Source organism: Sinorhizobium sp. BG8 (assembly GCF_016864555.1).
In the GTDB taxonomy this organism is placed as follows: domain Bacteria; phylum Pseudomonadota; class Alphaproteobacteria; order Rhizobiales; family Rhizobiaceae; genus BG8.
Map to the genome: position 1 here is coordinate 3439470 of NZ_CP044011.1, position 12779 is coordinate 3452248.

General features: G+C 62.6%; 13 protein-coding genes and 1 other RNA gene. 6 read left to right on the top strand and 8 right to left on the bottom strand.

The annotated features are described in order from the left end of the window. Nucleotides 1–210: 210 nt before the first annotated feature. The gene (locus tag F3Y30_RS16240; RefSeq protein ID WP_203423751.1) at nucleotides 211–2283 is read left to right on the top strand and encodes an ATP-binding protein; all 2073 of its coding nucleotides are present in this window, start codon (nucleotides 211–213) and stop codon (nucleotides 2281–2283) included. A 62-nt stretch (nucleotides 2284–2345) separates the two neighbouring features. On the opposite strand, the gene miaA is transcribed toward F3Y30_RS16240, so the two are convergent. Then, nucleotides 2346–3257 (bottom strand): tRNA (adenosine(37)-N6)-dimethylallyltransferase MiaA, encoded by a 912-nt coding sequence (gene miaA, locus F3Y30_RS16245; protein ID WP_203426646.1) that lies wholly within the window; start codon nucleotides 3255–3257, stop codon nucleotides 2346–2348. Between miaA and serB the strand changes: the two genes are divergently transcribed. Together serB and F3Y30_RS16255 are read left to right on the top strand one after the other, a co-directional pair. Beyond that, entirely contained in the window at nucleotides 3256–4146 is an 891-nt protein-coding gene (gene serB / locus F3Y30_RS16250; RefSeq protein WP_203423752.1) for a phosphoserine phosphatase SerB, read from the top strand. The genes miaA and serB overlap by 2 nt on opposite strands. Next, nucleotides 4143–4709: a GNAT family N-acetyltransferase gene (locus tag F3Y30_RS16255; protein ID WP_203423753.1), complete on the top strand. Its 567-nt coding sequence runs from the start codon at nucleotides 4143–4145 to the stop codon at nucleotides 4707–4709. Before serB ends, F3Y30_RS16255 begins: the two co-directional genes overlap by 4 nt. Nucleotides 4710–4824: 115 nt before the next feature. Here F3Y30_RS16255 and F3Y30_RS16260 read toward each other — a convergent pair whose 3' ends face one another. The 7 genes from F3Y30_RS16260 to F3Y30_RS16290 form a co-directional block, all read right to left on the bottom strand. Further along, the gene (locus tag F3Y30_RS16260; protein WP_203423754.1) at nucleotides 4825–6354 is read right to left on the bottom strand and encodes a DegQ family serine endoprotease; all 1530 of its coding nucleotides are present in this window, start codon (nucleotides 6352–6354) and stop codon (nucleotides 4825–4827) included. A 327-nt stretch (nucleotides 6355–6681) separates the two neighbouring features. Then, nucleotides 6682–7596, bottom strand: coding sequence for a protease modulator HflC (locus tag F3Y30_RS16265; RefSeq protein WP_203423755.1), 915 nt, complete (start codon nucleotides 7594–7596; stop codon nucleotides 6682–6684). Beyond that, nucleotides 7596–8699, bottom strand: a complete 1104-nt coding sequence (gene hflK, locus F3Y30_RS16270; protein WP_203423756.1) for an FtsH protease activity modulator HflK — start codon at nucleotides 8697–8699, stop codon at nucleotides 7596–7598. Before hflK ends, F3Y30_RS16265 begins: the two co-directional genes overlap by 1 nt. Before the next feature lie 155 nt (nucleotides 8700–8854). Beyond that, nucleotides 8855–9367, bottom strand: a complete 513-nt coding sequence (locus F3Y30_RS16275) for a dihydrofolate reductase (RefSeq protein WP_203423757.1) — start codon at nucleotides 9365–9367, stop codon at nucleotides 8855–8857. Then, nucleotides 9368–9982, bottom strand: a complete 615-nt coding sequence (locus tag F3Y30_RS16280) for a glutathione S-transferase (RefSeq protein WP_203423758.1) — start codon at nucleotides 9980–9982, stop codon at nucleotides 9368–9370. A gap of 45 nt (nucleotides 9983–10027) precedes the next feature. Beyond that, nucleotides 10028–10822, bottom strand: a complete 795-nt coding sequence (locus tag F3Y30_RS16285) for a thymidylate synthase (protein ID WP_203423759.1) — start codon at nucleotides 10820–10822, stop codon at nucleotides 10028–10030. 200 nt (nucleotides 10823–11022) lie between these two features. After that, nucleotides 11023–11334 (bottom strand): DUF2853 family protein, encoded by a 312-nt coding sequence (locus tag F3Y30_RS16290; protein ID WP_203423760.1) that lies wholly within the window; start codon nucleotides 11332–11334, stop codon nucleotides 11023–11025. A gap of 152 nt (nucleotides 11335–11486) precedes the next feature. Between F3Y30_RS16290 and ssrA the strand changes: the two genes are divergently transcribed. The 3 genes from ssrA to F3Y30_RS16305 all read left to right on the top strand — a co-directional run bounded on the left by ssrA (nucleotide 11487) and on the right by F3Y30_RS16305 (nucleotide 12772). Then, nucleotides 11487–11845: a transfer-messenger RNA gene (gene ssrA / locus F3Y30_RS16295) on the top strand. Between the two features lie 192 nt (nucleotides 11846–12037). Further along, complete coding sequence (locus tag F3Y30_RS16300) at nucleotides 12038–12559, top strand: SspB family protein (RefSeq protein ID WP_203426647.1); 522 nt, start codon at nucleotides 12038–12040, stop codon at nucleotides 12557–12559. A 15-nt stretch (nucleotides 12560–12574) separates the two neighbouring features. Further along, on the top strand, nucleotides 12575–12772 hold the full coding sequence (locus tag F3Y30_RS16305; RefSeq protein WP_203423761.1) for a DUF4169 family protein: 198 nt from the start codon (nucleotides 12575–12577) through the stop codon (nucleotides 12770–12772). The last annotated feature ends 7 nt before the right edge of the window (nucleotides 12773–12779 follow it).

Here is a 12779-nt window from a genome sequence, read left to right on the forward strand (position 1 = left end):
ACGCAGGCGGCGGCAAAAAACGCGTGAGCCTGCGGACCTCGATTTCGCCTGTATCCAATGGGATCGAGCCTCTCGCCTACGGGTATCGTCCCGTTTCGGCACATCCGGCGGTTTGCGGAACTCGGTACAGCGCTCGAGCCGTCCCGACGCGAAACGGGTTGTTAAGCGGTCCCTTGTATACTGCCCGTTGAATGGCGAGGAGTATCCGCGTTGCTGAACAATGACCTCCAGACTTCGATCGCCGCTGGCGAACAGGATCGCAGAGATGACATGGCAGCAGGAAACCGGCTTCTTGGCCGGGTCGTGGCTTGCAGCGGTTCCCGCGCCACGATCAGCGCGGTGGCCGAAAGCGGCTCCACGTCGCTGACCGAACTCTGGTCCGTCGGACGCCTCATCTCCATCTCCGTCGCCGGCAACCGTGTCGTTGCGCTCGTCTATGCGATGCAGACTGATCATGAGAGCTGGTCCGAGAACGGTGATACCGTGTTTCGCGTCGAGGTCGAGCTCCTCGGTGAAGTCCATGTCGGACGGGACGGTCGCGAGGAGTTCTCCGCCGGCATCACGCAATATCCCTATCTCGGCTCGATCGCCCACCGCATCCGTGCTTCCGACCTCGCCAAGGTCTATGACACCGGTCTCAGCGATGTGTGCTCGATCGGCAAGCTGACGCAGGACGAGAGCCTGGACGCGACGATCCACGTCCCCTCGATGCTCGAGAAGCATTTCGCGATCGTCGGCACCACCGGCGTCGGCAAGTCGACCGCCGTGACGCTTCTGCTCCATAAGGCCATCAAGTCCGACCCGAAGCTCAGGGTGCTGATTCTCGATCCGCACAACGAGTTCGCCGCGGCCTTCGGCGACCTTGCCGTCACCATCGACACGGATACGCTGGATCTTCCGTTCTGGCTGTTCCGGCTCGAGGAATTCGCGGAAGTCATCTTTCGCGGGCGTCCGCCGGTCGCGGAGGAGATGGACATCCTGCGCGACCTCATACCGGAAGCCAAGAAGGCGTTCCGCGGCTCGAACGATTCGGGCCTGATGCGCCGCGCGACGGAAAAGAGCTCCATCACCGCGGATACGCCCGTTCCCTTCCGCGTTGCCGATCTTCTCGCCCTGGTCGACGAGCGCATCGGTCGCCTTGAGGGGCGGACCGAAAAGCCGCATCTCAGATCGCTGAAGGTCAAGATCATGTCGGCGATCAACGATCCGCGCTATCACTTCATGTTCTCGTCGAACACGATCACCGACACGATCCTCGACACGATCGCGCGCATCTTCCGCATTCCCGGCGAAGGAAAGCCGGTCACGACCTTCCAGCTCGCAGGCATCCCCTCGGAAGTCGTCAACTCCGTCGCTTCGGTTCTCTGCCGCATGGCCTTCGAAATCGGCCTGTGGAGCAACGGCGGCGTTCATATGCTCGTCGTCTGCGAAGAAGCGCACCGCTACGTTCCCGCCGACCCCAAGCTCGGCTTCCTGCCGACGCGCCAGGCAATCGCACGCATCGCCAAGGAAGGTCGAAAGTACGGTGTGTCGCTGGGCATCATCACGCAGCGCCCCGGCGAACTCGACCCGACGATTCTCTCCCAGTGCTCGACCGTCTTCGCCATGCGGCTTGCCAACGATCACGACCAGGAGATCATCCGTTCGGCGATCCCCAACTCCTCCTCGTCGACCACGAGCTTCATCTCCTCCATCGGCAACGGTGAGGCGATAGCCTTCGGCGAGGCCGTGGCCGTGCCCATGCGAATGCGCTTCTCACGCGTGGAAGCGACGCGCATACCCAAGGCGAACGGCACCGGCGTTGTCGTTTCCGACGATACGCCGAACACCGTCGATCTCCGGTCCATCATCACGCGGATGCGCTCCGTTACCGGACCGGACATTTCAGGCTTCCAGAACTCCTATCTTGCAGCCCAGGCGACGCTCGGCGCGGGCCTGCCCGACAATACCGGCCACGAGGATGCCCCCTACGAGGACGAGGAAGACTATGTCGAGCGGCCCTCGACGCGGGTGGAGGTGGAGCCCTACAGGCCCGACATGCTGCCCGGCTCAGCCCCCGCGGCCTCGAGCGGTTATCCGTCGGCGCAGGATCGGTTCGAGGCGATGCGACGCGAGCTCGCCTCCGATCCGCACCAGGTCCGCGCCGCGAGCCCCGATCCCTACCGCCAGCCGACCCGCACGGCGCCGGCATTCGGTGAGGCCTCGGCCGGCGAGCACCGGCGCGAACCCTCGATCCGCGAGCAACTCCTGAAGAAGCCGCTGAGCAGCCTGATCCGCAAGTAACCCCGGAAGTCCCAGTCCCCCGGTGCACGCAACACGCGCGAAGCGGCCCCGGTGCTGCGAGGCTATGACACCTCGTCGATCGACGAGATGCGCGACCAGCTTTCATTCATCTGGTTGCGGAACCACGTCATCTGCCGCTTGGCATATTGCCGGGTGGCTGCCGAACTTCTTTCGATCACCTCGGCCTCGCTCATCTCGCCACGCAGCATGGCCGCAATCTGCGGAACCCCGATCGCCTTCATCGCGGGCATTTCGGCCGGCAGGTCCAGTGCGAGGAGCGCCTTCACCTCGTCCACTGCGCCCGAGGCCATCATGCTTGCGAAGCGACGGTCGATGCGCTGGTGCAGCTGCACGCGTTCGGGCAGGACCACCACCTTGCGTGCCCGTTCCGGATCAATCACCGCCTCCCCCGCTGAAGCCTGGAACGCCGTGATCGATCGCCCCGTGGTCTCCAGGATCTCGAGCGCCCTGACGATCCGCTGCCCATCGGCTGAGCGGATGACAGCCGCTGCAGCCCGGTCGCGGATCGCAAGCTCCTCGTGGAGGGCTTGCGCCCCCTCCCTCGCCAGCCGGGCACGCAGTTCGTCGCGAATCTCCGCGGGAACCGGCGGCATGTCGGAAAGACCGCCCTTCAGCGCCTTGAAATAGAGCCCGGTCCCGCCGACGAAGACCGGAAGCTTGTCGCGACCGCGGAGTTCGGAAACTACCTCAGCCGCCTGTCTGAGCCAGGCCCCGGAGGAGTATGCCGCGCCTGCCGGCACATGCCCATAGAGCCGATGCTCGATGCCGCCCATGTCTGCGGGCTGGGGACGCGCGGTCAGCATGTTCAGCGTGTCGTAGACCTGCATGCTGTCGGCGTTCACCACCACGCCGCCATGAGCCTCGGCCATGCGAACCGCCAACGCGGACTTGCCGCTTGCGGTCGGCCCGGTTATCAGGATCGCGTCAATATCGTTTCCAGGGTCTCTCATCATGGCTTTCGTTGCCACGCTTCTCGCCAATCCGTCAAATCCTGTCTTGACGCCCGTGATCGCCGAAAAGGCGGCAGATGCTATCAAGGCTTCCGGCCTCTATTGGCTGGCCGACGGTGTCGCGTGCGACATTGTCCTGAGGGACGACACCGACGTTGAGGCGGCACGTGACCGGATTCTCGCCCTCATCGCCGGCAGCCCGATCGACCTTGTCGTTCAGGAACAGGAGACCCGCCGGAAGAAGCTGCTGATCGCCGACATGGACTCGACCATGATTGGCCAGGAATGCATCGACGAACTGGCAGCCGAAGTGGGCCTGAAGGAACGCGTCTCGGAAATCACCGCCCGCGCCATGAACGGCGAAATCGCCTTCGAACCGGCGCTGCGCGAACGCGTGGCCCTGTTGAAGGGCCTTCCCATCTCCGTCGTCGACGAGGTCGTGCGCAAGCGCATCACGCTGACGCCCGGCGGCCCGGCGCTGATCGCAACCATGAAGGCCAAGGGATACTACACGGCGCTCGTCTCCGGCGGCTTCACCGTCTTCACCAGCCGTATCGCGGATCAACTCGGCTTCCAGGAAAACCGCGCGAACATCCTGCTTGAGGAAAACGGCTATCTCACCGGCGAGGTCGCCGAACCCATCCTCGGCAAGCAGGCCAAGGTCGATGCGCTCAACGAGATTTCGGTAAGGCTCGGCATTTCACCTGAGGAAGCGATCGCCGTCGGTGACGGCGCAAATGACCTCGGAATGCTGCATCTTTCGGGCTCCGGCGTCGCGCTTCACGCCAAGCCGGCGGTCGCAGCCGAGGCGAAGCTCCGCATCGACCACGGCGACCTCTCCGCCCTTCTCTACATCCAGGGCTATCGCCAGTCGGATTTCGTGCACCCGTGACCATCGCGTCCACCGAGCGGCTGATCATACGCAACTGGGTGGAGGCTGATCGCGACCTCTTCTTCCGGATCAATTCCGATCCGCAGGTCATGGCGTTCTTTCCGTTCCGCCGAAATCGCGCGGAGAGCGATACCCTCTTCGACAGGCTCATCAGCGCGATCGCGAATTCGGGCCTCGGTTTCTTCGCCCTGGCGCTGAGGGGATCGAACGAGGCCATCGGTTTCTGTGGGCTGAACAGGGCAAGCCTGGAACCGTGCCTCCCGGAGGGCACGGTCGAAATCGGCTGGCGGCTGGCACCGGAGCATTGGGGGCACGGCTACGTCACCGAGGCGGCATTGGCGTTGCTTGCCTACGGCTTCAAGGACCTCGCCCTTCCGGAGATCGTCTCCTTCGCCGTCGCGGCCAACCGCCGTTCGACCGCGGTGATGAAACGCATAGGCATGAAGCGTGACCCGGCCCGGGATTTCGATCATCCGCGTGTGGGCGAAGATCGTCCGGACCTCAGGAGACACGTGTTCTATGCCATGTCGCGCGCCGATTGGCAGGAACGCCAGGCCCGCTAGGCCCCGAAGTCATCACCGAAGTAACGAAGCGTCTGAAATCATCCCACGGACGGGATGATTCCGTTTCTTCACGTTTTCCGGCAACCGCCTGACAGGATTCGGGAAAACGCGCGCGCTACTCCATGCGCACGGTCACGAAGCGCAGCGCGCCGGACTTATTGGCAATCATCAGAAGTGCGTTACGGCGGTCTTCGGACTTGAGCTTTGCGATGCGCGACTTCACCTCATCCGGCGATGTCACGGCTTCCTGTCCTATCTCCACGATCACGTCGCCGACCTCGATCCCGCGCTCCGAAGCGGCGGAATTGGGCTCGACCGCGGTAATCAGCACGCCCTGCACGCCTTCGGAAATGCCGCCGTTCTTGCGCGCGACTTCATCGAGCGGTGCGAGCGTCATGCCGAGTACCGGCGTCGCGGCAGGCCGGTTCGCCTCCTGCTTGTTGTCGGTCGTCCCCTGCTTGTCCGCCTCGGTACTGGCTTCGGCCAGCTTCTCGCCATCCTCGAGACGGCCGAGCGTCACCTTGACAGTCTGCTCCTTGCCGTCGCGCACGACAACCACGTCCACGGCCTTGCCGACCGGGCTCTCGGCGACCACACGCGGCAGGTCGCGCATCTCTTCCACATCCTTGCCGTCGAAGCGGACGATGACGTCGCCCGTCCTGATGACGCCGTTGTCGACAGGTCCGCCCTCGATGATCCCTGCAACGAGCGCGCCCTTCGCCTCGGGCATGCCGATGCTCTCGGCGATGTCGTCCGTCACCGGCTGGATTCGAACGCCCAGCCAGCCACGGCGCGTCTCGCCGAATTCCTTGAGCTGGGTGAAGACGTTCTCCGCAAGCTCGGTCGGTACCGAGAAGCCGATGCCGATGGAACCGCCGGAAGGAGAGATGATCGCCGTGTTGATCCCGATGACCTCACCCTTCATGTTGAACAGCGGACCGCCGGAATTGCCGCGGTTGATGGCGGCATCGGTCTGGATGAAATTGTCGTAGGGGCCGGCATTGATGTTGCGTCCGCGCGCGGAAATGATGCCGACCGTCACGCTGCCGCCGAGGCCGAACGGATTGCCGATGGCCATGACCCAGTCGCCGATGCGCATGCCCCTCGAATCGCCGAAGGGCACGGCCTTGAGCGGCGTCTTCGGCTCGACCTTCAGCAATGCGAGGTCGGTCTTTGTATCGGTCCCGACCAGCTTCGCCTTCAGCTTCGTACCATTGGCAAAATTGACCTCGATATCGTCGGCCCCTTCGATGACGTGATTGTTCGTCGCGATGAAGCCCGAGGGATCGATGACGAAACCGGACCCCAGCGAGTTGACCGTGCGCGGTCCGCCCTCGCCGCCTTCGCCGTTGAAGAATTCGTCGAAGAAGTCCTGGAACGGAGATCCTTCGGGCACCTGCGGTGTCGGCCCCTTGTCCTCCTCCTTGACGTTCTGCGACGTCGAGATGTTGACGACCGCGTCAAGCAGCCCCTCCGCCAGGTCGGCAACAGAAGCCGGACCGGCAATCGAGGAGGGTCCGGCGGCCAGCGCCGGGCTCTGGGCGAATGCAGAGGTCGGCAAACCGCCCGCGCCGACGGTCAGCACCGAAAGACCGGCTGCGACCGTGACCGCATGGAAAGATTTGGACCTGTTGCTCAAGGCCATGTCTGGCGTCCTTTTCGTTCAGTCGTGGAAGCTTCCACTCTTGGCCATGGATACGGCAGAAATGGGATGTCCATATCCGTGGCCGGGCATCTGCGCGCTCCTTGCAACTTTTGCCCGGCGCGTGCCGTGCCCGCAAGGGGCACCGTCGTGCGGCCGGCGGCAAAGAACGGACAGTTCCGCTATTATCCACCGCTTCACGCATCAGCGCCAAGGCAATTTGCCGTGTACGCTCCGTTATTTATTCCTCCGCAGAATCGAAAGGGCCGGTACGAGACCGGCCCTTCTGAAAGTCTGGGGATTCTACCCGGCGTTGCCGCCGGATGAATGTCAGTCGGCGGGCACCGGTGCGGTTGCCGGCGGCTTCGTTCCGTTGGCGTCTTCGAAATAACGGAAGAATTCCGAGTTCGGAGACAGGACGAGCGTCGTGTCGGAGCTTCCCATTGCCTCGCGGTAGGCGCTCATCGACCGGTAGAAGTCGAAGAAGCCCGGATCCTTCGAGAAGGCCTCGCCGAAGACGCGGTTGCGTTCGGCATCGCCCTGGCCTCGCAGGATTTCGGAATCGCGCTGGGCTTCCGCGACGATCTCGACGACCTGACGGTCGGCGATGGCGCGGCGGCGCTGCCCTTCTTCGTTGCCTCGTGCGCGGATCAGTTCGGCCTCGGCAAGACGCTCGGCCTTCATCCGGTCGAAGGTCTGCTGCGAGACTTCCTGCGTCAGGTCGGTGCGGCGGATCCGTACGTCCTCGATCGTCAGTCCGAGCGTCTCGGCGTCGCGGGAAAGCTCGTTGCGCACTTCGCGCATCATCGAGGACCGCTCTTCGGACAGTGCGGACTCGAAACCGCGCAGACCGTAGACCCGGCGCAGAGCCGCATCGAGACGGGTTCTGAGCCGCGATTCGGCCGCTTCCCGGTCACCCGAGACGGTCTGGCGGAACGTGCGCGCATCGGTGATCTTGTAGACCACGAAGGCATCGACCTCGTAGAACTTGCCGCCCGATACCTGGACGCGGATGTTGTCCAGATCGAAGCGAAGCGCCTGGTCCTGCACGTACTGGACGCTGTCGGCATCCATGAAGCCGAAGGGCAGCTTGAAGTAGATGCCCGGCTCCGACTTGACGTCCTGGATCTGGCCGAAGCGCACGACGATGGCCTGCTGGCGTTCGTTCACGACGAAGACGGACGAATAGGCGATGAAGAGAATGACGGCGATGCCGATCAGGATGGCGGGAAAACGGTTACCCATTACTGGCTCCCTCCCGCCTGCGTCTGCGCAGCCTTGCCGAGTTCGTTCAGCGGAAGGAAGGGCACCACGCCCTGCCGGCTCTCGCCCTCGTTGATGATAACCTTCTTGGAATTCTTCAAGACGCTTTCCATGGTTTCGAGGAACAGACGCTTGCGTGTGACTTCGGGCGCCGTCGCATACTGCTCGTAGATCGAGACGAAGCGCTGCGCTTCACCTTCCGCTTCCTTCACGACGCGGTCCTTGTAGGCTGCCGCCTCTTCGCGGACCTGAGCGGCCTGGCCTCGTGCGAGACCTAGCTTCTGGTTGGCGTACTGGTTGGCTTCCTCGACGAAGCGGTCTTCGTCCTGCTCGGCGCGCTGCACTTCGTCGAAGGCGTCGGCCACTTCACGCGGCGGCGATGCGTCCTCGATCGCGACCGTGTTGACCGAGATGCCGGAACCGTAGGAGTCCATCGTCGCCTGGATCGTCGCTTTCACGCTTTCGGCGATCGCCTGGCGGTTGTCGCGGAAGATGTCCTGGGCAGGACGGCGGCCGACGACTTCGCGCATGGCGCTCTCGGAAACCTGCTGCAGGGTTTCGGCCGGATATTCGAGGTTGAAGAGGTAAGCCTTGGGATCGGTGACGGAGTACAGTACCGAGAACTGCACGTTCACGATGTTCTGGTCGCCCGAAAGCATCAGTCCGGAATTCTCGGAATTGACCGATGCGCCCTTGCGGCCGATGTTCTGCTGCTGCTCGGTGATCTTCACCAGCTCGACGGTTTCAAGCGGCCAGAAGTGGAAGTGCAGGCCCGGCATGGACACTTCTTCCTTCGGCTTGCCGAAACGCAATTCGACGCCGCGCTCGTCCGGCTGGACCGTGTAGATCGAGTTCATCAGCCAAAACACGCCGATCAGAAGCAGCGCGATGATGACGACGCCGCCGTTGAAGCCCCCCGGCATGACATTCTTCAGCTGGTCCTGGCCACGGCGGATGATCTCCTCGAGGTCCGGCGGGCCGCCGCCGCCGCCACGCGGACGGTTCGGGCCTTGCCCCCACGGTCCCTGATTGTTGCCGCCGCCGCCCCACGGGCCGCCGCCGCCGTTTTGATTGCTCCAGGGCATCAATACCTCTTTCTCTGGAAACTCCCTATCTCACATGCGCGAAATGTTTTTCGGCGTCATATGAAGTGATCCCGTTATAGGTATCAGCCGACGGCCTTTCAACGGAGACGAACCAACTTACGGAGAAATGCGTCAAAATAGTCCAGCAAAATGCTCTAAATACGCTTCCAAGTTACGAAATGCATCGCGTGGCTGTCTTTTTCGCCGCGCTCCATCGGTTCCTCGAACACCCTCGAAAAGCGCGTCGTGTCGATGTCCGGGAAACGGGTGTCGCCTTCCACCTCCGCATCGACCTCGGTGACGTGGATGACGTCGGCCTTCGCGAAGACCTGCCGGTAGATCTCGCCGCCTCCGACAATGCAGATTTCGTCCACCCCGAGCTCTGCGGCGGACCGACCGGCTTGCTCCAGCGCCTCATCGAGGCTGCGCGCGACCGACACCCCGTCGGCCGCAAACGAAGGATCGCGGGTGATGACGATGTTGGGCCGTCCGGGAAGCGGCCTGCCGATCGAGGTGAACGTCTTGCGCCCCATGACGATAGGCTTGCCCATCGTCACCCGCTTGAAGCGCTTCAGGTCCGAAGGCAGTCTCCAAGGCAGATCCCCGTCGCGGCCAATGATGCCATTGCGCGCAACCGCCACGACGAGAACGATCTTCGGGTTTGCCATTCAGTTTCCTTCCGCCTGTTCGGGTCCTTCCGCCTGCTCCCGCGCCTGCGCGCGTTGCAGGGCCGGACGCTCGGCCATTCTTTGTATGTAGCGATCGATGGCCTCGCTTTCGGGCAGCAGATCGCGCATCCACATCAGCGAGGACGATACGATGATGTCGACCGATGAGGGCCGGTCCCCGAGCACATAGGGTCTGGTCGAGAGCGTCTCGATCATGCGCTCGCACATCGCCTGGTGAAGCCGGGCAAGCTCGGCATTGACCACCGTGGCGCCGCACATGTGGGCGACCTGCATCGGTTCCACCACGCCGGCATAGTAGGCGAGCCAGGAAAGATAGCGTCCGCGGTCGGGATCGCCGGGCGGACGACCCATTTCGGAGTCCGGGAAAAGATCCGTCAGGTACTGGGCGATCGCCACGGATTCGGTGACCAGCGTTTCGTCGTGGATGAGCGCCGGCACCTGTGCGTGCGGATGCGGATTGCGCAGATCCGGCCCGCCCGAGCCGTCCCGGCGTCGTATGGTGACGACCCTGACTTCGTATTCGGCTCCCAGTTCCTCCAGCAGCCAGAGCATGCGGAACGAGCGCGACATCGGCGCGTGAACAAGCGTCAGCATGGTTTCCTCCCGAAATCCCGTGTTCCGCCGGCAGCGATCGCCCCGTTACACCGCGATCGGCGCCTTGATGCTTGAATCGGCCTCATAGCCGACGAGCTCGAAGTCCTCGAACTTGAAGGCGAAGAGATCCTTCACATCCGGATTGAGCTTCATGAAGGGAAGCGGCTTGGGACGCCGCCCGAGCTGGAGTTCTGCCTGCTCGAAGTGGTTGTGGTAGATGTGCGCGTCGCCGAGCGTGTGGACGAAGTCGCCAGGCCTCAGTCCCGTGGCCTGCGCGACCATCATCGTCAGCAGGGCATAGGATGCGATGTTGAAGGGAACGCCGAGGAAGATGTCGGCCGAACGCTGGTAGAGCTGGCACGACAGCTTGCCGTCAGAGACGTAGAACTGGAAGAGGCAGTGGCAGGGCGGCAGCGCCATTTCGTCGACCAGTGCCGGGTTCCAGGCCGACACGATATGCCGGCGCGAGTGCGGGTTCTTCCGGATGCTTTCGACAACCGCCTCGATCTGGTCGAGGTGGCGACCGTCATGGGTCGGCCAGGAGCGCCACTGGTAGCCGTAGACCGGACCGAGCTCTCCATTCTCGTCCGCCCATTCGTCCCAGATGCTGACGCCGTTCTCGTGCAGATAGCCGATGTTGGTGTCGCCTTTCAGGAACCACAGGAGTTCGTGGATGATCGATCGGAGGTGGAGCTTCTTCGTCGTCAGCACCGGAAACCCTTCGGCAAGGTCGAAGCGCATCTGGTAGCCGAAGACGGAACGCGTCCCCGTTCCGGTCCGGTCGGAACGGTCGCTGCCCTTTTCCATGACGTGAGCGAGAAGGTCGAGATATTGCTGCATGGTCGCCGCCGATTCGTGTTTCAGCCCTAATCTAGAGCGTTAGAGGCGGCAGTCCAAACGCCGGATCGAATTTTCCGCGATTTCCCCAGGGCCGCGCTTCGATTCGGTGACCGATGGGGTATCGCGGGCTTGCCGGGTCGCGTCCGGGGTGCAACCGGAACCTTGCATGCGCGGGTTCCGGTCGCCGTGTCCGTTGGAGATCAGGCGAGTTCGCCGAGTTTGCCGAGTTCCTTCGCCGTCAGATAGTAGAACGTCACGCGGGACTTCGAGTTGTCGTCGGCCATGGCCTTGCATACGGCTTCGACGGCCTTGTCGGCCGCCCCGCCCGTCACGCCGAATTTCTTGGCGCACCACTTTTCCTTGACGCGGTCCAGTTCCTCGGGATCCGAGCATGAAACCAGTGAGGAGTCGCGATTGCGCAAGGCAATGCCGAGATGGCTGACGATCTTCTTGACGATGGCTTCGTCGGCACCGCTGTCATACTTGCGAACATCTGCGAGATAGTCAGTCATGATGTCTCCTCTTCCTGTTCCAAGGCCGCCCGCTTCTTGTGGCGCACCACGCGATGCAGTTTTTCACGCGGAAATAGCAAGTCAAGGGCAAATGAACGTGACCCGGGGCGCTGGAGCCGGCAGGAACGAAAGGGTGCAAGAAATGTCACAAAACCCTTTTCTTGGCACGCCGAAGCTCCTATATAAGCCCTGCTGTCTTCGGGCAGCTATGGCAATAAACGGGCGGTGTAATAAACCCATTGGACCCGGGGGCGGTACCCGGCGCCTCCACCAAAAACCGGTCAGTTCGGACCGGCTTTTGATGGGGGCGAAATAGGATCGACAAGGGCGTAAAGATCGACTTTTTGCTCGGCATTGTACCACCGTTATCGGGCTAAACTTATAGTTGCAAACGACAACTATGCTGAAGCACGTCTCGCTGCCTAACGGCGGTGCGACACTTCAAATCAAGTCCTTGCGGGTAGCACTGTAAGGCGGGGTCCGGAGGCACCTGGCAACAGAAGCCTTCACCTTCTCGCCTTCCTTGAAATGGTTTATAGCTGTCACACATGACTCGTGCGGGCCAGTTCCGCGCACGACTGCGGTCGGGAATCCTAAAGATGCATGCCCCGGTTTGACGGCGGGCGGCACTTTGGGGCAAAAAGCCGCGATGCAGAGACGACATGGCGTGCAAGCGCTTGGCAAGAAAGAAAGACAGAACCTGATGGCGCAAGACCACATCCGCTACGACATACTGGCTCAGGACGCTCTCAGGGGCGTTATCCGCAAGGTGCTTTCCGAAGTGGCCGCCACGGGACATCTGCCCGGCGAGCATCATTTCTTCATCACTTTCCTGACCGGAGCGCCGGGCGTTCGCATCTCGCAGCACCTCAAGGCCAAGTATGCCGAGCAGATGACCATCGTCATCCAGCACCAGTTCTGGGACCTGAAGGTGACCGAGAGCCTGTTCGAGATCGGCCTCTCCTTCTCCGACACTCCCGAGAAGCTCGTCATCCCGTTCAACGCCATTCGCGGGTTCTATGACCCCTCGGTAAGCTTCGAGCTCGAATTCGACGTCCCTGCGGCGGAGGAGGAAGAAGAGCATTCGGCCGAGATCACTGCCTATCCCGCAGCGGCGGAAAAGGAAGAGACCGCAGCCGAGCCCGCCAAGACCGGCGAAGACGATGACGGCAAGAAGCCGGGCGGATCCGTTGTCTCGCTCGACTCGTTCCGCAAGAAGAACTGATCGGGAGCGGCGGCGATGAGCGGCGACGTCGTCAACCTCCGCCAGTTCCGCAAGTCGAAGCAGCGCGCGGAGAAGGAGAAGCAGGCGGAGCAGAACCGCATCTCCTTCGGTCGCACCAAGGTCGAGAAAAACCTCACGCGCGCACTGAACGAGAAGGCCGAACAAGCCCATACCCAGGGCAGGCTCGAAAAATCGGAAGACAAGCCGAAGTGAGCCGCTT

Excerpts from the sequence above, each read along its gene's own strand:
- serB (WP_203423752.1), top strand. The coding sequence starts at position 3,256 with ATGGCTTTCGTTGCCACGCTTCTCGCCAATCCGTCAAATCCTGTCTTG.
- miaA (WP_203426646.1), bottom strand. The coding sequence starts at position 3,257 with ATGATGAGAGACCCTGGAAACGATATTGACGCGATCCTGATAACCGGG.
- F3Y30_RS16260 (WP_203423754.1), bottom strand. The coding sequence starts at position 6,354 with ATGGCCTTGAGCAACAGGTCCAAATCTTTCCATGCGGTCACGGTCGCA.
- F3Y30_RS16265 (WP_203423755.1), bottom strand. The coding sequence starts at position 7,596 with ATGGGTAACCGTTTTCCCGCCATCCTGATCGGCATCGCCGTCATTCTC.
- hflK (WP_203423756.1), bottom strand. The coding sequence starts at position 8,699 with ATGCCCTGGAGCAATCAAAACGGCGGCGGCGGCCCGTGGGGCGGCGGC.
- F3Y30_RS16275 (WP_203423757.1), bottom strand. The coding sequence starts at position 9,367 with ATGGCAAACCCGAAGATCGTTCTCGTCGTGGCGGTTGCGCGCAATGGC.
- F3Y30_RS16280 (WP_203423758.1), bottom strand. The coding sequence starts at position 9,982 with ATGCTGACGCTTGTTCACGCGCCGATGTCGCGCTCGTTCCGCATGCTC.
- F3Y30_RS16285 (WP_203423759.1), bottom strand. The coding sequence starts at position 10,822 with ATGCAGCAATATCTCGACCTTCTCGCTCACGTCATGGAAAAGGGCAGC.
- F3Y30_RS16290 (WP_203423760.1), bottom strand. The coding sequence starts at position 11,334 with ATGACTGACTATCTCGCAGATGTTCGCAAGTATGACAGCGGTGCCGAC.
- F3Y30_RS16300 (WP_203426647.1), top strand. The coding sequence starts at position 12,038 with ATGGCGCAAGACCACATCCGCTACGACATACTGGCTCAGGACGCTCTC.
- F3Y30_RS16305 (WP_203423761.1), top strand. The coding sequence starts at position 12,575 with ATGAGCGGCGACGTCGTCAACCTCCGCCAGTTCCGCAAGTCGAAGCAG.